Annotated in this window: 11 protein-coding genes; 8 read left to right on the top strand and 3 right to left on the bottom strand. The window is 58.5% G+C overall.

Annotated elements, in window-relative coordinates:
* The gene (locus tag COW1_RS06595; RefSeq protein ID WP_201345792.1) at nt 1-1,455 is read right to left on the bottom strand and encodes a Wadjet anti-phage system protein JetA family protein; all 1,455 of its coding nucleotides are present in this window, start codon (nt 1,453-1,455) and stop codon (nt 1-3) included.
* Nucleotides 1,456-1,572: 117 nt separating this feature from the next.
* On the bottom strand, nt 1,573-2,925 hold the full coding sequence (locus tag COW1_RS06590; protein ID WP_201345791.1) for an ADP-ribosylglycohydrolase family protein: 1,353 nt from the start codon (nt 2,923-2,925) through the stop codon (nt 1,573-1,575).
* Nucleotides 2,926-3,218: 293 nt separating this feature from the next.
* Here COW1_RS06590 and COW1_RS06585 point away from each other — a divergent pair, with 293 nt between their 5' ends.
* The 3 genes from COW1_RS06585 to COW1_RS06575 are packed head-to-tail and all read left to right on the top strand — an operon-like array spanning nt 3,219 to nt 5,126.
* A complete protein-coding gene (locus COW1_RS06585; RefSeq protein ID WP_201345790.1) occupies nt 3,219-3,515 on the top strand; it encodes a hypothetical protein in 297 nt (98 codons plus the stop codon).
* A gap of 1 nt (nt 3,516) precedes the next feature.
* Nucleotides 3,517-4,194 (top strand): hypothetical protein, encoded by a 678-nt coding sequence (locus COW1_RS06580; protein WP_201345789.1) that lies wholly within the window; start codon nt 3,517-3,519, stop codon nt 4,192-4,194.
* Entirely contained in the window at nt 4,191-5,126 is a 936-nt protein-coding gene (locus COW1_RS06575) for a metallophosphoesterase (RefSeq protein WP_201345788.1), read from the top strand. Before COW1_RS06580 ends, COW1_RS06575 begins: the two co-directional genes overlap by 4 nt.
* Nucleotides 5,127-5,169: 43 nt before the next feature.
* On the opposite strand, the gene COW1_RS06570 is transcribed toward COW1_RS06575, so the two are convergent.
* Nucleotides 5,170-6,273 carry an HNH endonuclease domain-containing protein gene (locus COW1_RS06570; protein ID WP_201345787.1) on the bottom strand — a complete coding sequence of 368 codons (1,104 nt, stop codon included), beginning with the start codon at nt 6,271-6,273 and terminating at the stop codon, nt 5,170-5,172.
* Between the two features lie 188 nt (nt 6,274-6,461).
* Between COW1_RS06570 and COW1_RS06565 the strand changes: the two genes are divergently transcribed.
* From COW1_RS06565 to COW1_RS06545, 5 genes are all read left to right on the top strand, one after another.
* Entirely contained in the window at nt 6,462-6,884 is a 423-nt protein-coding gene (locus tag COW1_RS06565) for a MerR family transcriptional regulator (RefSeq protein WP_201345786.1), read from the top strand.
* A gap of 2 nt (nt 6,885-6,886) precedes the next feature.
* A complete protein-coding gene (locus tag COW1_RS06560) occupies nt 6,887-9,076 on the top strand; it encodes a VIT domain-containing protein (RefSeq protein ID WP_201345785.1) in 2,190 nt (729 codons plus the stop codon).
* Between the two features lie 346 nt (nt 9,077-9,422).
* Nucleotides 9,423-12,290 carry a DEAD/DEAH box helicase gene (locus COW1_RS06555; RefSeq protein WP_242466508.1) on the top strand — a complete coding sequence of 956 codons (2,868 nt, stop codon included), beginning with the start codon at nt 9,423-9,425 and terminating at the stop codon, nt 12,288-12,290.
* Nucleotides 12,291-12,292: 2 nt separating this feature from the next.
* On the top strand, nt 12,293-17,281 hold the full coding sequence (locus COW1_RS06550; RefSeq protein WP_201345784.1) for a hypothetical protein: 4,989 nt from the start codon (nt 12,293-12,295) through the stop codon (nt 17,279-17,281).
* Nucleotides 17,278-19,512 carry a DUF262 domain-containing protein gene (locus COW1_RS06545; RefSeq protein WP_201345783.1) on the top strand — a complete coding sequence of 745 codons (2,235 nt, stop codon included), beginning with the start codon at nt 17,278-17,280 and terminating at the stop codon, nt 19,510-19,512. Before COW1_RS06550 ends, COW1_RS06545 begins: the two co-directional genes overlap by 4 nt.
* Nucleotides 19,513-19,616: the final 104 nt, after the last annotated feature.

Genomic DNA, 19,616 nt, shown 5'->3' with positions numbered 1-19,616 from the left:
TCAATCCCTTCGTGTGATCACAATGTCACGCATATTGAAGAATTCGGTCTCAACCCATTCGTCACTGGGCGCAATCTTGTACCTGTCAAGCACATCCGGGTACTTGTTCTTGTACGCAGACGGCGCGATTGCGGCGCGCCGCAATGCAATTACACAGAAATAATCCCTGACAGTACGGATCTGCAGCTTCGAAGCTTTCTCCGGCTCAGCCACCCGCATGCGAGCATCCAGAAAACCGGTAAGCGCTTCATCGTCAACCTGGAATGCCCGGCGGGCGGCGCGTTCGCGGTTTGATCGGGCCCGCGCCTGTTCGCTGACTTCGTTTTTCTTGACCGTGCGCGGCTGGGGCGCCGTGCGCCGGCGCTTGGGCTGCGCCATTCGGTCATAGCCGACCAATTCGAGATGGGTCAACGGCAGGGCGATCGGGATCGCTGCATCATCACCAACGGAGTCGGCGTGCCGCGCTATGGCGCTCGCCAGGCGCTTGAGATCGCGGCTGAGGGTGCGCGGAGCGCGCGTGGCGTAATCGATTACAGTATCAATGCGGCGCTCATAGCGCACCTTCATTTCATCCAGCGCCTCCAGTTGGCGCTCGATGTTGCTGAAGACTTGCTCCAGGCGGGAAAGGTCCTGATCCAGTCGCAACTCCGCGACATCCTCACCCTTGTGCCCGTATATGCGTTGATACCCTTCCAGCAGCTGGCTGCGGATACCCGCCGTGTAGCGCAGCGTCGATACGATCCGAAGCAACTCATTCCGGATTCGCAGCGGGTTTTCCGAGGTCTTGATCGTGGCGTAATCCCGAATGAAGATCTCGGCAAGGAAGTCATCGAAGAATGTCGACAGGATGTCGCGGGTTGCGAGATTTCCCTTGATCTGATCATACAGTCCCTTGATGGCACCGCGAATGCTGTTCATGTGCCGGGCGAAACGCCCCGCCTCCTTGGCCAACTCGGTCAGGGAGTCCGCCTGTTCATCCGGCTTGTCCAGGACCTGTCGCATCCCGGCTTCCAGCGTCTTGAGCTTTCCGGTCATTACCAGCGGGCGGCCTTCGGCCAACTCGACCAACATGGCCAGGCACTGGTTAACCCGGGGTGGCATGTTCACGTAATCCACATACCCGCGGCGCTCTTCTTCGAGCCATCCAGAGTTACGCAATGCGTAGTAGGTGAGGTTGGCCCGCATACGACGCGGCGTCTCCGATGGCTCGGATGAAGCGACTGCCTCTATGCCATCTTCATCAACCCATAAATCGGAGAGCTCGACCAGCGCATTCTCGATTGTGCCGATGACCACCGCTCGGGCATGACCGTAATCGGAATAGTCGATCTCGTCATCGAAATGATGACGATATAATCGCAATAATATCTGCCAATGCAGACGACGATTCGGTGACGCGAGGGGGCCAAACAGAGTATCTGGTACTTGCTCAAATATGCTGACGGTTTTTTCCATAATCGGTTAATGTTTGAAAAATTATTATTAAGCAATCAGAAGCAGCGCAACGTCTGTGTACAAAATATGTTGTGTGATGGTTATGATCGCCCCAGTGTCAGCTCGTTTTTCCATGAATTAATAGCCTGGATATTTCTCCCAGATTCGCCTGTTCAGTCCGGTTTCTGCACTGTATTCCCCGATCGACCAGTCCTTGAAGTCATACAAATCATCGGCGATTTCGGTGATCACCTCCCGCAGTTCCAACGGTCCCATCCAGTTTCCCGGTATCGCCTCGACACCGTACATAGCGCCCAGCAGGTTCCCGGTAATGGCCCCGGTCGAATCGGCATCTCCGTCATGGTTCACTGCCAGGATCACACCCTGCCTGAAATCATCGGCGACAAGTGCGCAATAGATCGAGATCGCCAGCGCCTCCTCGGCCACCCAGCCCTGGCCGAGCTGCTGGATGGCCTGTTCAGGTGCTATTCCGTCCTTGGCAAGCGCCTCGGCCTGCTCGATGGCGCGTTGCGTCTCCTCATGGTCCGGGTGTGATCGGAGCGGGGTCTTGCTAGCGCTGATAGCCTCGGGCAGCGTGGCCCCGTCAATCAGTGCCAGGATCAGCACGGCCAGTACCCCGCCGGTCAGACTTCCGGTCGGGTGGCCGTGGGTGAGCCCTGCCAATTCCGTCCCGAGCGTGAAGGCATTCTCCAGCGCCGCCTGTTGTCCGAGGCGCCAGGTAAACAGCCCAACGGGCGTGATGCGCATGACGCCGCCACAGCCCTTGCTGTCATTGCGGGCGGGCTCGCCCAGATCGGTCATGGCTTGCAGCGCGGATAGGCAGGTGTTGCCCGGGGCGCGCCGGTTGTGCAGGGCGCGCTGCTGGAACAGCCACCCAGGCTCGTTACCCACGGGGTCGATGGAGTGGGGCTGCTCGCCCTGGGTCTGCAGCCAGCGCAGGTAGGCATTGGCCGTGACGGCTGGATAGTTCGTAATCCCCTTGAAAGCGCCTCGTATCCAGCCGCGCAACAGTCCCTCGGCGGTGAACAGGGTCATCTGGGTGTCATCGGTAATCCGGCCGAGGCCGCCGTAGGCCGGTGCGTAGTCAGTGATGCCAGCCGGGCCGAAACGGTTCAGGATCTCCGTGCGGGACATGAATTCGACCGGCGCGCCCAGGGCGTCGCCGACCGCCCCGCCCAGCAGGCAGCCCTGAAATCGCCCCCGGACGTTATCTGCTGTCTGGTAGATAGACTGCCAGCCAGGGAAGGAGGCGTGTTCCGCCTTGGTTGTGTGTCGAAGACGAATATCGGATGGCGATATTCCGTCCTGGGTCTGGCTGGCATGGATATTCAATATTGGGGTCTCAAAGGCTGCTGGGCTGGTAGCGTTGTCTGTCTGGGGCGCAGTGGGCAGAATATCCGATTGCGCATGGCAGGTCAGCGCTGCGGGGTCAAAATGTATTCGAGTTGTTGCGTGAGGTGCATCAGTCATGTTCACTTGAGATCCTTGACATGTGTCCGCCTGTCATTATAGTGGGAACTGCGCCGATTTGATTTTCAGCTTGCGGGCGCTCTACAAATGCGGCTAAAGCGAGCGCTGGAAAGTTTCTGAGCCCGCTTTGGTCCGACCATAGCGGGCTTTTTGCTGTGTGCTTTAACCGCCTGATTTGATGCCAGATTGCAGGGGCGGAATAAAAATCGACTGCTAAAGCGGTGCACGGTCTCCATGCCCTGTGGCCGGCACCCGCCGAATCATTCCAAAAGGGTTTACATCAGGAGACTGCGATGAAACGTCACACCAGACTGACCTTGATTCACTGCAATCCGGAGCCAGCTCCGAAGACCGGAAATGATCCTGCTTCCCAATTGATTGACCCCACCTCGCAGATGCAGGCCGATATCGCGTTGGGATTTGCCGAACAGTGCCTGTGTGAAACACGCGAGGATCTGATCGAGTATGCCAGACGTAACGGTCTGGTCAATCACCTGCGGTTTTTCCTCGAACGACGCAATCGGCTCGATCTCGAATGGTGGCTCTGGTTGGACGCGCTGGATAAAACAGATCAGCCGCGGGAGGTGTGAAATGTCGTTGATGCGAAGTGGATTCGATTATGCATATCGTCCAGCAACTTACTGGCCGGAATCACAGACTATCGATCAGCTGCTGACACAGATTTCCGGGCAGGCTCGTCGCGAGCTGGCGCGTTTCTATTATGATCAGGGTGGGTTTGCTGCCCTGGATGCTTTCCTGGTGCGCTCGCAACTGCCCGAGCTGGAACGATCGTCATGGGGAAGGGTCCATCCCGCCATGATGGGCGGCGAATACCTTCCGCCTCTTCGAATCGGCGAAGTGGAGATTGCGCGCATCAGTCTCGAGTCGACCATTTATGATCAGATCAGCATTAGGGCGCGTCCGGAAGCGGATCATATCCGCTACACCGTGGTGGATGAGTATGAAGATTCCACCTTCGAGCTATCATGGGAGACATTCCCTGCGCCTCTGTCGCTCGGTGAAATGATTGAATTCATAGACAAGAGTGCGTATGCGGGGGATTACTACACAGGTGGGCTAGCCATCAGTCACCTCAATGCCAACTATGAAAACGGCGCATGCGCCGAGGAATTGAGCCAGTTCGTCTCGGTGGAGTCCGGCTTCTATCACGAGCTTGAGGCTTACTACGCCCTGGTGCTGGCGGACTGGGTGGAGACGCATACGCCCGCTGATGAGGATGAAGACGAAGAGGAGATGATTGACGGATGACCGGCTATGACATCATCGGCGATATCCATGGTTACTGTGATCCCCTGGAAGCGTTGCTCGATACCCTGGGCTACCGCCGCGTGGACGGCGTCTACCGGCATCCGCAACATCGCGTGATTTTCCTGGGCGACTTCATTGACCGCGGTCCACAGCAACGGGAAGTCGTCGAACTGGCACGCCGGATGCTGGATGCCGGTACGGCGCTTGCCGTCATGGGGAATCATGAGTTCAATGCCCTCGCCTGGTCGACACCAGACAGAGCGGGTGGCTACCTGCGTCCACATACCGAGAAAAACCGCCGCCAGCACCAGGCATTCCTCGATGCCTATGCAGACGATCCACAAGCCCATGCACGGGTGCTCGACTGGTTCCGAGAACTGCCAATATGGCTGGACCTGGGCGGGCTGCGCATCGTGCATGCCTGCTGGGATCCGGATGCGATTGCCTCCCTGGAGGCAGTCGGGGAAGGGCAGGGTTCGTTGACGGAATCATTTCTGGCAGCAGCGGTGTCTCCCGGCGGCTGGCAACACACGGCCATCGAGACACTGCTCAAGGGCAAGGAAATCGCCTTGCCAGCGGAGAGCGGATACCACGACAAGGAGGGAACCCTGCGTCACCAGATGCGTGTACGTTGGTGGGATCGGGGTGCTACAAGTTATCGCGAAGCCTTCATGGGCCCGGAAAGTGCCCGCACGCATATCCCGGATGACCCAATTCACGGGGAGCACCTGATCGAGTATGCGCACGATGCCCCGCCTGTGTTTCTTGGGCATTACTGGCTTGAGGGCACACCAGGGCCGCTTGCCAGTAATATTGCTTGCCTAGATTACAGCGTCGCAAAGCCGGGGGGTAAGATGGTTGCCTATCGTTGGCAGGGTGAGCAGCAGTTGTGCCAGGAGAATTTCGTCTGGGTATCACGGTCGGGTCGGTAATCCGCGGTTGTTAGTAGGTAGGTTGTCCGGTTTCCGAACCGTTTCATGCCGGATATACCCAATTGCTCTGGAATCCGATTTGCCCTGCAAGGGATATGAGTGGTTCTATCGTGGCACTGTATGCGTCTTGAATCGCATGCTCGTCCTGTATGCTGTCATGCGCAAGACCGAGGTCGAGGATGTATGGCTCGATGAATTTCTGCCACTGGTCAGGCTTGAGGATTGACATACCAAGATCCAGGGCCAATGCCTGGTGTTCAACGAATTGCGATATATATCGTCTATCCGGCAAGCTGTCACCCTTGCGAGTATTTACTTCTGGAATTGTCGGAATCAGATTCCAGGGGCGGTCATGACAAACGTAGGACCAAGGGATGAAATGGTCTAAATGAAAATCCCCCGGCGTGATGACTTTGCCTGAATAGATGCAGCGCAACTCTCGCAGCTTGAGAATTTCATGCCAGAATTTGCGTTCTGACTTCAGTTGTGACCTTTGTGATGGTGGTGAGAGTTTTTCCGGGATGGCTGGAGCATTCGGATTGCATGCCTGGAGATATTTTACCCAGTGCCAGTGGGCCCAGCCTTCGATAATACTGGCGTGTCTGGCGAGATAGCGGTGCCAATCCCTGTGCAGGATTATCGAATTTCCATCCTTGCAGAAGCGGTATAGGGGACGGTGACTATTGAAATTCGCCTCAGCCAGGTCCTGAATCAACTTGTCCTTCACGGAATCGCGTTTGCCATGCAGTTCCGTGGCAAAAAAAGGCGTCAACAGGCGTTGCGGAACGAAACGCAGCAATCTGTCGCCGTCAATCTCCTCCCACTGGTCATGAATGGCCTGGCGCAGATCTGCAATGCTGCTCGCCCTGCCCGCACGCCACCGACTGCCTGAACTGAAGTTCAGGCGATCCAGTGCTTTACCAATTTTGTCCTGTATTCCAAACGACAGGTGGAAATATACATGCGGATACCATGCAATCGACAGCATCTCAACGCCGAGAGTCTTCAGGTCCACAGAACTCCGCTGTGTGTGTCGTAACAGGGCAATAAAGAAAAGGTACTTGTAAGAGTTTGTGCGCTGTCTGAACAGAGCTGAAAGTGCACCGATGTTGACGCGATCGCTCTCGGGCAGATTGATGGATATCAATGTTCCCCTCCCTTCACCCTACATGTAACAAGCCTACCGGAAGTTCGCGTCCGGCAACTTGCATAATACAAACATATACAAGTAAAAACAAAATGTTATGAGGCTTTAATGTGCCGGGCTCGGGTGGTACCCAATGTATTTATATGACACTTGATATTAGACACAAATAGTGATAAAAAATAAGTGCCATGAACAGCAACACGCAAAAATTCACCCTGGATGACCTGAGCCGGCTGCTGGATTTGCCAAAACGCACCATCCGTTACTACATCCAGCAGGGGCTGGTAGACCGGCCGGAAGGTGCCAAGCGGGGGGCCTTCTATGTCCAGCGTCATCTGGACCAGCTGCTCGAGATCCGCAAGTGGCAGGAGGCGGGTCTGAGCCTGGAGCGGATCCGCGAGTTGCTGGCTGGCCCGCAGGGGCCGCTGCCGCCGCTCCGGCGACGCCAGCCGGGGGAGGTTGAGGTCTGGAGCCATGTGCTGCTGCGGGATGGCGTGGAGCTGCACATCGAACCCAGGCAGGCGAATCTCGGCCCGGAGCAGATCCGTGCCCTGACGCAAGGGGTGATGCAGCTGATTGATGAGTTGACCACGCCAGATGAGGAGGAATGAACATGCAGGTTGTCGCTGAAATGATATCCGTCGAGGGCGGTGGGGTCCCGTTGCAGGACGTTCGTGTCGAAGGCGAGATCCGCGACCTGATGGTCGAGATCACCACGACCCAGACCTACCGCAACACCGAGTCCGCCGTGATCGAGGCGGTCTACACCTTCCCGCTGCCGCTGGATGCGGTGCTGCTCTCGCTCAGCGTGACCCTGGACGAGCGCACCCTGAGCGGTGCCGTGGTGGCCGCGGCCGAGGCGGAGGAACGCTACGAGGAGGCCATTACCGATGGCGATGCGGCGATCCTGCTGCAGCAGATCGGCCCTGGCCTGTATTCGATGAACGTCGGCAACCTGCAACCGGGCGAGGTGGCCCGGGTGCAGTTCAGTTACGGCCTGCTGCCGCGCTGGCAGGGCAATGAGCTGCGACTGGCGTTGCCCACGACCCTGGCCCCGCGCTACGGCGATCCGGCTGCGGCCGGCCTGGCCCCGCATCAGCAACCTGAATACAGCCTGCTGGAGAGCCTGCGGTTCAGCCTTTCGCTGCGTGTTTCCGGGCTGCTGGCCGAGGCGGCGATCGACTCGCCCTCGCATACGGTTAGTATCCGCCCCGACGGCGAGGGCAGGCGGGTGGAACTTGCAGCGGGCCGGGCGGAGCTGGACCGGGATTTCGTGCTCAGCTTCAGTTATAACGAGGCACAACCGGCCAGCGCCCGGTACGACCGGGATGGCAGCGGTTATGTCGCGCTGGCCAGCTTCAAGCCGGATTTCGGTGGCGTGCGCGATGAGACGCCGCGCAGCCGGATTATTGTAATCGACTGCTCGGGATCCATGACAGGGGACTCCATTGCCCAGACCCGCGCCGCGTTGAAACGCATCCTGGGTGCCCTGCGTCCCCAGGACCGGTTCGAACTGCTGAGCTTCGGCAGCCAGTATCGGCAGTGGTTCGGCGAGTTGGTCCCGGTCACCGAGGACACCCTGGCACGGGCGCTGGCCCAGGTTCAGGCGCTGCAGGCGGACATGGGCGGCACCGAACTCGGCCAGGCGCTGGAGGCGGCCTACCGACTCTCCGGCCAGGGCACGGCCCCGGCCGACATCCTGCTCATCACGGACGGGGAGGTCTGGGATCGCAAGGGTATCCTCCAGCGTGCCCGTACCTCCGGTACCCGGCTGTTCACAGTCGGGGTCGGCGCCGCCGTGGCAGAGGACACGGTGCGCCAACTGGCCGAAACCACGGGCGGGGCCTGTGAATTGGTCTCGCCCAATGAGGACATGGCCGGGAAAATCTATCGCCACTTCCTGCGTATGGACTCGCCCCGGGCCGAAGCGGTGCGCCTCGAGTGGCCCGCCACGGCACGGGAGCAGTTCCCCGCCAGTATTGATCGCCTCTACAGCGGCGATACCCTGCATGTGTTTGCCTGGTTCGATGAACCGCCGGAAGGAGAGGTGAGGCTGACCTATACCTTGCCGGGCGGCCGGACGATCACCCAGCCGGCCGGCATCGTACCGCCTGCCACGGATCCAGCGGATGCGCAGGAGACCTCCCCGGAGATGGCATCCACCCTGGCGCGCCTGGGCGTTGCCGCCGTTCTCAAGGCATGCGATGACCCCGACGTCGGGCAGGCACGGGCCACGCAGTACCAGCTCATCAGCCCCTGGACCCATTATCTGGTCGTCGAGATCAGGGCGGAAGCCGACAAGGCCGGGGAACTGCCGGAACTGCGCAAGGTCCCGCAGATGCTGGCGGCCGGCTGGGGCGGTCTGGGATCGGTGCAGGGGCTGGTGCATCTATCAAGCGCTCCCATCATCGCAAGTGCCGATATGTGCCTGTACGAGGACAGCCTGGAAGCCGACCTGGAACCGGCTGGACTGGAGTCAATCGCCGCCAGGACCCTCGTCGATGCACTCAACGCCCTGCCTGAGTCCTATTATGTGCCCCGACTCAAGCTCGAGAGCCTGGAGGATCTGGTGGATCTGTCCCTGCCGCCAGTAGTGATCGATGCCCTGGCCGACCTGGTCGATGCGGGCTATCCGGAGGCGGATGTGGTGGTGGCGTACCTTTACCTGGTGGCGACAGGGCCGTCAGGGAATGGTTTGAAGCGTGAGGCCAGGCGGGCGATTGTTGTTGCCTGCAAAAGGCATGAGATGGTACTTGGTTTGATTGAGGAGGTCAGATCAGTGCTGCCATATACACCGTCATGAGTGTGTCGCGAGAATTTGTGCGAAGCGATTGTGGGCACCGTTTAATATCTACTTTCAGTAAATGTATCAATGTGTTAACGTTGTTCCAATCAATAAAACTGAATAATTTCCGGCGACGATGCAGAGTAACCGATGAACATATAATTACCTGATTTTTCATATTTTTTATAATGATGGAGCTCGCAGCATCTGAAAATATAAGCAGCAATAGCCGAAGAATAAGATTGGGTGGCTTCCTAGTCGCCTCTAATAAAGATGACGTTGGTTGCCATGACTTTAGATCACTCCAAGTGGATTACCAGAATACCTCGCAGTCATCTCGACTCAGTTGTGAGGTGGTGTAGTCATGCAGAATAACTATGCGCCAGGAATGCGACTCGAGATCCGTGATGCAGAATGGCGTCTCCGCTATGTGACGCGCAGCTCCGATAGTGGATATTTGCTAGCCTGTGAGGGGCTCTCCGAACTGGTTCGGGGACGCGAAGGCCGCTTCCTGACCAAGCTGGAAGGCGACATTCGCATCCTAGACCCGAAGCAAACCCAGCTGGTGGACGATACCACCAGCGGCTATCAGGCCAGTTTTCTCTATCTCGATACCGTCATTCGCAAGACCCCGGCCTCCGGCAGCCGGATCTGCCTGGGCCACCGTGCAGCCCTTGATCCCCTGCCTTTCCAGCTCGATCCCGCACTGCAGGCGCTTGAACAGCCGCGTAGCCGGATTCTGATAGCTGATGCCGTAGGTCTTGGTAAGACCCTGGAAGCAGGAATTCTGGTCTCTGAACTCATCGCACGGGGCAGGGGGCGGCGGATTCTGGTGCTGGCGGTGAAATCAATGCTGGCGCAGTTCCAGCAGGAATTCTGGAACCGGTTCACCATCCCGTTGGTGCGACTGGATTCTGTAGGACTTCAGCGGGTGCGCAATCGCATCCCCGGAAATCACAACCCTTTCCACTACTTTGATCGCGCGATCATCTCCATCGATACACTCAAGCAGGATATCGAATACCGCCATTATCTTGAGAAAGCCTACTGGGACATCATCATCATCGATGAAGCCCATAATGTCGCTGACCGGGGCACCCATTCCCAGCGCGCCCGTTTGGCCAAGCTTCTGGCCACCCGTTCGGATACCCTCATCATGCTTTCCGCTACCCCGCATGATGGCAAGGCCCGCAGTTTTGCGAGTCTGATGAATATGCTTGACCCCACGGCTATCGCCAATCCGGACGATTACGCCCATGAAGATTTCAGCGATAAGGGTCTGGTGATACGGCGTTTCAAAAAAGATGTGCAGGATCAGCTCGGGCAGTATCTGCATGAACGCGATATCGATATTGTGCGCGCATCTGCCTCACCGGCTGAGGAAGAGGCTTATGCCCTCCTGGAGGACATGAGCTTCAACACCCTGGATGGCCGGAAATCCAGTGGAAGCCAGTTGTTCCGTACCACCTTGAAGAAAACCTTGTACTCAAGTCCGGCTGCCTGTCTCTCCACAGTTGAGAACCGCGCGACCCGCTTGGGTAAAATGGAACCCTCGCCCGAGATCACCGAGGATCTTGACAAGCTTGAGGCACTGCGCCTTGCGCTGCAGGCCATCAAGCCAGCGGCTTTCAGCAAGTATCAGCGTCTTCTGGCCCTGTTGGGTAACGGCCCGGAGGGGCTAGGCTGGAAGCCAAACGATCCGAGAGACCGCCTGGTTATCTTTACTGAAAGCATTAAAACACTCGAGTTCCTGAAAGAACATCTGCCCAAGGCCCTTAAACTGAAAAAAGGGCAGACCGAGATTCTGCGTGGCGATCGCAGCGACCGTGAACTCATGGAAGTCGTTGATGCCTTTGGTCGCAAAGACAGCCCTGTGCGCCTCCTGCTCTGTTCCGATGTGGCGGCAGAAGGTATAAATCTGCATCACCTATCCCATCGCCTTATCCACTTCGACGTTCCCTGGTCACTGATGGTTTTCCAGCAGCGTAATGGGCGAATCGACCGCTATGGGCAGACCCATCAGCCACAAATTCGTTACCTGGTCACCGAATCCGGCAACCCCCGTGTGCGCGATGAGCAGCGCGTACTGGAAGTGCTGATCGACAAAGACCAGCAGGCGCAGCGCAATATCGGCGACCCATCCGAGTTCCTGGGCGAATACAGCGTGGAGCAGGAGGAGGAAAAGGTTGCTGAATTCATAGAACGCGAGGACGACGATCTGGCCGCACTGTTCGCCCAGTTTCTCGATACCCAGCATGAATCCAGCGCCACACCGCTCGAGAATTTTGTTCCGGACAGAGTGCCAAGCAGCTCACTAGCCGAGGTCGCGGAGCCGGCCTTCAGCCTGTACGAAAACGATTTTGCATATGCCACCGCGGCCGTTGCGTGGCTGCGAGACAGCGGTGTGTCGATCCAGAGCGAAGTTGACAAGAACAGCAATCGACTGACCCTCACCGCTCCGCCAGATCTGGTGCAACGCTTGCAGCATCTGCCTCCGGAGTCGCGTCCTGAGGACGACCGCTTCATCCTCAGCCCTGATGTGGCCAGGATCCAGGAGGAACTGCGCCGTCGCCGCGACGAGGACAGTCCCTGGGCCCAGCACCAGTATCTCTGGCCCCTGCATCCGGTAATGGAATGGCTTGCCGACCGCGCCCTTAATGCCTTTGGTCGCCATACCGCTCCGGTAGTGCGGCTGCCCGGCAAGCTCGCGCCAGACGAATCGGCTTTCCTGCTTCATGGGGGTTATCCCAATCAGCGTGGCTACCTGCTTATCCAGTCATGGATCGGTGTCCTGCTTCGAGATGGAAAGGTGGTTGAAGAAATGGAGCTGGCCCCCTTCATCGATCGCCTCGGCGCCTCTCCGGGACAGGTGCCCAACCGGGGTGTTGCCGGCGACACGGATCAGCTGCAAGCCCAGCTACCCCAGGTGGTGGACCTTGCCCTGCAGCGGCTGCAAGAACACAAGCAGAAGGAAGAGACCTCCCTGAACGAACGACTCAATGCCCAGATGGCCGCCATGGATGCCCTGAAGCAGCGCCACGTTCAACAGCTCGAGCTGGAACTGGAGGCAAGCGGCCAGGCCGATGCCCTCAAGGCTCGCCGCCGTGACGAGCGGATGTCCCACATCGATCGCATTTTCAAGGACTACGAAGACTGGCTGGAGGCCACCCAGATGATCGAACAGCAGCCCTATGTTCAGGTGGTTGCTGCGTTCACCGGCCAGGAGGCGTAATCATGGCCTGGGCCGGCATCATCAATGACAACGAGTTCTACTCTGAGCACTACCTCAGCGAGCTGTTCCTCAATGACATCAAGGACAGCCTCGAGCACTGGCAACAGGCCGAAAATGCCGCCCGGGAAGATACTTCCAAGGGTGAATCCGTTCCGGAACAGGATCTGACCCCCTGGAACCGGCTGCTTCGCCTCGGGCATGGCTATCTCCAGGGACTGTCCAGCCTGGAGCGCGAGCGCGATCCAAAGCGCCGAGTGGAACTCCAGCGTGAATTGGTGCGAGATCTGCTGTCTGTGCTGGGTTACGACTATGCCCCCCAGCGCCTGCCAGCAGGCGAAGACGCGGAGTTTCCGGTGCTGGCCGAATACAAGGGGAGTGACGGCTCTCCGCTACTCTGGGTCGTGCAGGCCGTGCCCCTGGATGAGCCGGACAGGGACCCGCTGGCCGTGCCTCTGCAGGAGTCCCAGTACACCACGCTCGGTTCCACACCTGTGCCGAAGACGCTGAACGCCGCCAATGGCAATCTTGTCGACTGGCAGACCGCGCTTGGTCGTTTCATCTTCTCGCAGCCCCGGCCGCCCCGCTGGGTGCTGCTGGCCAGTCCCCGTCAGTGGCTGCTTATCGACCGCGCCAAGTTCGCCCAGGGTCGCGTACTGCGCCTGGACTGGGTGGAGCTGTTTTCCCGGCGCGAGACGGAAAGCCTCAAGGTGGCCACCGCCCTGATGCACCGCGCCTCGCTGGTGGATGATCAGGGGCAGAGCCTGCTGGATACCCTGGAGGAGAACGCCCACCGCCATGCCTTCGGCGTCTCCGAGGATCTCAAGTACGCCCTGCGTGAGTGTATCGAGCTGCTGGGCAACGAAGCGGCCGAGCAGCTGGTGGAGCAGGCCAGGGAACACAAGAAGGGGATTTTCTCTGGCCAGCTCGATGCCCATCAGCTCAGCCTCGAATGCCTGCGCTACATGTATCGTCTGCTGTTCCTGTTCTACATCGAGGCGCGTCCCGAGCTGGGCTACGCCCCCATGAACTCCGAGACCTATCTCCAGGGCTACAGCCTGGAGCATCTGCGCGAGCTGGAGCTGGTGCCGCTCACCCGACCCGACGAGCAGCAGGGGCGCTATTTCCATGACACCCTCACCACCCTGTTCCGCTTGGTGCGGGAGGGCTATCGGCCAGAGCGCGACCTCCTGGCCGAGAACACCGGCCATGATGCCTTTACCATGCCGCCTCTGCAGTCGCACCTGTTCGACCCGGCGCGCACACCCATGCTCAACCGCGTGGTGTTCACCAATGCTACCCTGCAGACCGTCATCCGGCTCATGTCTCTCTCCCGCCCCGCCCGGGGCCGCCGGCGGCGCGGACGCATCTCCTATGCGCGCCTGGGCATCAATCAGCTGGGCGCTGTCTACGAGGCCCTGCTCAGCTATCGTGGATTTTTTGCACAGGAAGACCTGTATGAGGTCAAGCGGGCCGGTGAGAACAACCCCGACCTGCTGGACACCGGCTATTTCGTCGATGCCGAGGCCCTGGACCAATACAAGGACGAGGAGCGGGTCTATGACCGCGACGAGCAGGGCCACCGTGTCTTGCGCCGCCACCCCAGGGGACGTTTCCTCTACCGCCTGGCGGGCCGGGATCGGCAGAAGTCCGCTTCCTACTACACCCCCGAGGTCCTGACCCGCAGCCTGGTCAAATACGCCCTGGCCGAGTTGTATAAGGAGCAGCTCGACCCGTTGCCCGACGACGCCGCCCGCGCCGAGCGCGTGCTGCAGCTGCGCGTCTGTGAGCCGGCCATGGGCTCGGCGGCCTTCCTCAACGAGGCCATCGAGCAGTTGGCGGATAAATACTTGGAACTGGCCCAGAGCGCCCGGGGCGAGCGCATTCCTCAGGCCGACTACGCCGGCGAAAAGCAGCGGTTGAAGATGTACCTCGCCGATCACAACGTCTTCGGTGTGGACCGCAACCCCGTGGCCGTGGAGCTGGCCGAGGTCTCTCTGTGGCTGAATGCCCTGTCCGGTGACCGCTTCGTGCCCTGGTTCGGCCTGCAGCTGGTCAATGGCGATTCTCTGGTGGGCGCGCGCCGCGCCACTTACCCCGCCAGCAGCCTCGCCCCAGAGGCAAGGGGAGACAGCTCCTGGCTCAAGCGCGCCCCGGATCGCACCCCGCTCGGTACTTCATGCCCCGAAAACCGCATCTGGCACTTCCTGCTGCCGGACAACGGCATGGCGAAGTACACCGATAAGGTGGCAAAGAAGATCTACCGGGATGAGATCAAGGCTATCGATGACTGGCGCAAACAGTTCACCAAGCCCTTCGATCAGGAGACGCGCGAACGCCTGCAACGACTCTCCGGTCGCATCGATGAACTCTGGCACGAACATGCCGAAAGTCTGCGCAAGCTGCGTGCGCGCACCACCGACCCCTACGCCATCTACGGCCGCGAGGCCAAGGGTGAGACGACAACCCTGGCCTTCAAGGACCAGGCCCTCGCCGGCGAGCTGCATGCCGAATACCAGAAGAATGCCAATGCTTACCGGCGGCTGAAGCTCGCCATGGACTACTGGTGTGCCCTGTGGTTCTGGCCCATCGAGCGTGCCGAGGACCTCCCCGATCGCGAGGATTTCCTGTTCGATCTGGAGAATCTACTGCTGGGCGACACTGTGGCCGCCGGTCCGAGATATGAAGTGAACGACATGTTCGCCCCGACCCAAAGTCGGGAGGAAGGTCAACGGTTCGTTGACCGCTTCGGGGTGGTGAACCTGGACATCCTGTTCAAGGGCTTTCCGCGGCTCAAGCTTGCCAATGAGATCGCGCAGCGACGGCGTTTCCTGCACTGGGAGCTGGAGTTTGCCGATATCTTCCTGCCTGACGGCGAAGGGGAGGTGCAGCGGGTCGGTGGTTTCGATCTGGTGCTTGGGAATCCGCCCTGGGTCAAGGTGGAGTGGGAAGAAGGCGGTGTATTGGCTGACCACGAGCCGATGTTTGTCCTGCGAAAGTACTCCGCCAGCCGGCTGAATGAGCTGCGTGAAGAGACCTTTCATCGTATCCCGGCACTGCCGCCCGCCTGGCTGGATGAGTACGAGGAAGCGGAGGGCACGCAGAACTTCCTCAATGCGGCGGTAAATTATCCCGAACTGCGCGGGGTGCAGACCAATCTCTACAAATGTTTCCTACCGCGGGCGTGGCTCGTGGTCAATTATCAGGGTGTTTCAGGCTTCCTGCATCCGGAGGGAACATATGACGACCCGAAGGGAGGGGGGCTCCGGCAGGAGATTTATCCAAGACTCCGGTCTCACTTTCAGTTTGTGAATGAACTGAATCTATTCGCCGATGTTGATCATCATGCAAAGTTCAGCATTAATATCTATGGTCCGGGTCGGAGTGATCCAGAGTTCAACCACATAGCTAATCTGTTCGTCCCTAAGACCATCGATGTCTGCTTTTCCCATCGTGGCGTTGGTCAGGTGCCCGGCATCAAAGAGGAGCTAGAATGGGCAGATGGTCAGGTGCGGATGCGATGGAATACTGACGGCCATGCCGAACGGATTATTCCCGTTACCAGGCGGGAACTAGAACTGTTTGCACGCCTCTACGATGAAGAAGGTACGCCGGCCTTGGAGGCGCGCTTGCCAGCCCTGCATGCCTCTCCGCTGGTCTCGGTGCTGGAGAAGTTCGCCGCTCAGCCACGTCGACTGGGTGATCTCAAGGGCGACTATTTCTCCACTGTGATGTTCGATGAAACTTATGCGCAGAGGGATGGCACTACCCGTCGCGAGACACGTTTCCCCAAGGATTCTGACGAATGGATCCTCTCCGGACCCAACTTCTTCGTTGGCACACCGCTGTACAAGACACCACGCCGCGAATGTACCCAGAACAGCCACTACGATGTCTTAGACCTAGAGGTGCTGTCGGACGACTACCTGCCGCGCACCAACTATGTGCCCGCCTGCACGCCAGACGAATACGCCGCCCGCACACCAAAGGTGTCCTGGACCGAACCCGGTGAGAGTGAGCCGCGGAGGGTGACTGAGTATTACCGCTTTGTGAATCGGCGTGATGTTTCTTCTTCTGCTGAGCGCACGATGATCCCTGCAGTTATTCCTCCAGGACCAGGTCACATCCTTACGGTCTTTTCCACAGCGTTTTGTGACCGAAATGATTTGGTTGATTTTACTGCTATATGTCTTTCACTCCCGATCGATTTTTTTGTTAAGTCTACAGGGAAAGGACACATTCTAAGAGAGCTTCTAGATCTGATTGTGATACCTGAGTATGAATCGTCGATTCTATCATCCGCACTGCATTCCCGTGTTTTGATATTGATATCACTTAGCAATCACTACGCAGATTTGTGGCAGAGCTCTTGGCAAGAATCTTACAAAGGGCAACGCTGGGCAGTGGATAAGGCCAGTCGACCTGCCAGTATTCTACCAACCGATTTCTTTTCCGCACTTGGATCACAGTGGCAACGCCACTGTGCTTTGCGTACAGACTATGTCCGCCGTCAGGCCCTGCTGGAGATCGACGTGCTGGTAGCCCAGGCCCTGGGCCTGACCTTGGACGAACTGCTTACGATATATCGGGTGCAGTTCCCCGTCATGCGTCAGTACGAAGCCGACACCTGGTACGACGCCAACGGCCGCATCGTCTTCACTCCCAGCAAGGGCCTGGTGAACGTCGGCCTGCCCCGCAAGGCCCGCAGGAGCGATCTGGAACAGGGCATCCGCTACGGCATCGACACTCTCGAACGTTCGGAACAAGGCATCGCCTTGGGCTGGGAAGACATTCGCGATCTCAAGCAAGGCACGGTCACCAAGACCTACATGGATGACACCCTGCCTGACGGTCCGGTAGAACGCACTGTGACCTATCAGGCGCCTTTCTACAAGCCAGACCGGGAAGAAGACTACCGCATCGCCTGGGCGTTCTTCGAACGTTCGAGCGAGGATGTGGACTCGCGTACAACCGAACGACGAGGAACCCCATGAAGATCTCCACACTCCTGGACCAGATCGACAACGGACAGGCTGCGCTGCCGGAATTCCAGCGCGGTTATGTCTGGAACCGTGATCAGGTGCGCGGCCTGATGGCCTCCCTCTACCGCCGTTACCCAGTGGGCAGTCTGCTGTCCTGGACTACCGATGCGGGAAGCGTCGGACATCGGGGTGAGCATCAACTTACCGCTGGGGCCGTGAACCTGCTGCTGGATGGCCAGCAGCGCATCACCTCGTTGTACGGAATCATTCGTGGCAAGCCACCGGCCTTTTTCGATGGCGACGAACGGGCTTTCCTGGGACTGTACTTCAATGTGGAGACCGAGGAGTTCTCCTTCTACATGCCGAGCCGCATGGCTAATGATCCTCTGTGGATCAGCGTTACCGATCTGATGATCAACGGGGCGGAGTCTGTGACCGAACGCCTGGCCGAGTCTCTGGAGCTGTCGTTCAAGGAGGGCAACCGCTACAACAGCCGCCTGAACCGCCTGCGCGACGTGCGGGATATCGACATCCATGTAGAGCAGATCTCCGGCGAGGACAAGACGTTGGACGTGGTTGTGGACATCTTCAACCGGGTGAACAGCGGCGGTACCAAGCTCTCCAAGGGTGATTTGGCGCTGGCCAAAATCTGCTCCACCCAGCCCGACGCCCGCACGAGTATGCGCGAGGCGCTGGATGACTGGAATGCCCGGGGTTTTTACTTCAGTTTGGACTGGCTGCTGCGCAGCATCACTACACTGACTACTAATGAGGCGAAATTCTCGTTCATCCATGACCTGACCGGTGAACAATTCCTGGTCGGTCTGGACAAAGCCATCAAACACATCAACTACCTGTTGGATATGATCGGGGCCCGGTTGGGCTTGGATCACCATCAGGTGCTGACCGGCTACTATGCCTTCCCCGTGATGGTGCGCTACATCGAGGAGCAGGGCGGCAAGATCGCCGATCAGCAAACGGTGAACAAACTCCTGTTCTGGTATATCCACTCGGCCATCTGGGGGAGATACTCGGGCTCCACAGAAAGCGTACTGTCCCGGGACCTGGATATTCTTCTGGAGAGCAAGGGCGACGGAATCGAAGCCCTGATCCATGAGCTGTTCCTGTGGCGCGGCAGCCTCAAGGTACGCCCCGATCACTTCGCCGGCCATACCAGGGGCAACCGTTTCTACTCGTTGCTGTACATGCTCACCCGGGTCGGCGAGGCTCAGGACTGGGGTCTTGGGATCCCGCTTAAAAAAGGGCTGCTAAGTAGCAATTCCAGCCTGGAACTGCACCATATATTCCCCAAGCAGAAGCTGCGCGATTTCGGGTACGACCAGAAGCCGGTCAATGCCCTGGCCAATTTCTGCTTTCTGACCAAGGGCTCCAACCTCACCATCACCAACCGGTACCCGGAGGAGTATTTCCAGGAAGTGCGTAGCAACTACCCTGATGCCCTGCAGAGCCAGTGGGTACCCATGGACGAATCCCTTTGGACGCTGGAGCGATACCCCGATTTTCTCCAGGCACGACGTGAGCTGTTGGCCGCCGCCACCAATGAGCTGCTGAATGAGCTCTATGTCTTCGATGAAGGCGATACAGGAACCGTTCAGGCCCCCGCACGGGAGATCCCTGGTGGTATCGGTTCGGAGGAGGACGAGCAGATCATCCGCGACCTGCGCGCCTGGATGGAGGCGCAAAAGCTGCCTTTGGGGGAAATCGAATATGAGCTGGTGAATTCCGAATCAGGGGAGCCGATCGCCATTCTGGACCTCGCCTGGCCCGAGGGTCTCCAGCCTGGCCTGGATGCGCCTGCCGCAATGTTGCTGAACGAAGAACAGGACTTGGTTCTGACTGCCACCCATGCAGGCTACCGGGTATTCGAAGACGCCGATAAGCTCAAGCGCCACATCGCCGAGACGATTTTGGACGATCCCTACGCGGTTCTGCCTGAATGGGCCCAGACCCTGAGCAAGGCTGCCGTACCCATGGCCGATTGGATCATCGACCATGGGTTACCGGAACCAGTGATCGGCTATGAAGTGCAGAACTCCACAAGTGAGGTGGTGGGAGAATTCGAGATGGCTTGGCCCAAATACAAAATCGGTGTCTGGGCGCCTGAGGGCAGGGCAAACCCTTTACCTGAGACTCTGGTTGGCTGGCATCTGTATACCCTGTCAGAACTGATTGAGGCGCCGTCCCTACTGATCGGTGAGTTGAAGCATGCCATTGGAGACTGAATGTTAATTATAAAACTGGATTTTTGGCGTCCGCAGTGGGACAGCTTTGCTAGGTGCAACGGAAAGTATTCGAACAACAACCGTAAAAGAAATACGGAGTGCTT

This window comes from Thiohalobacter sp. COW1 (genome assembly GCF_016629505.1).
GTDB lineage: Bacteria > Pseudomonadota > Gammaproteobacteria > Thiohalobacterales > Thiohalobacteraceae > Thiohalobacter > Thiohalobacter thiocyanaticus_A.
Note: the sequence above shows the minus strand (reverse complement) of the source record. Positions and strands in the feature narration are given on the sequence as shown.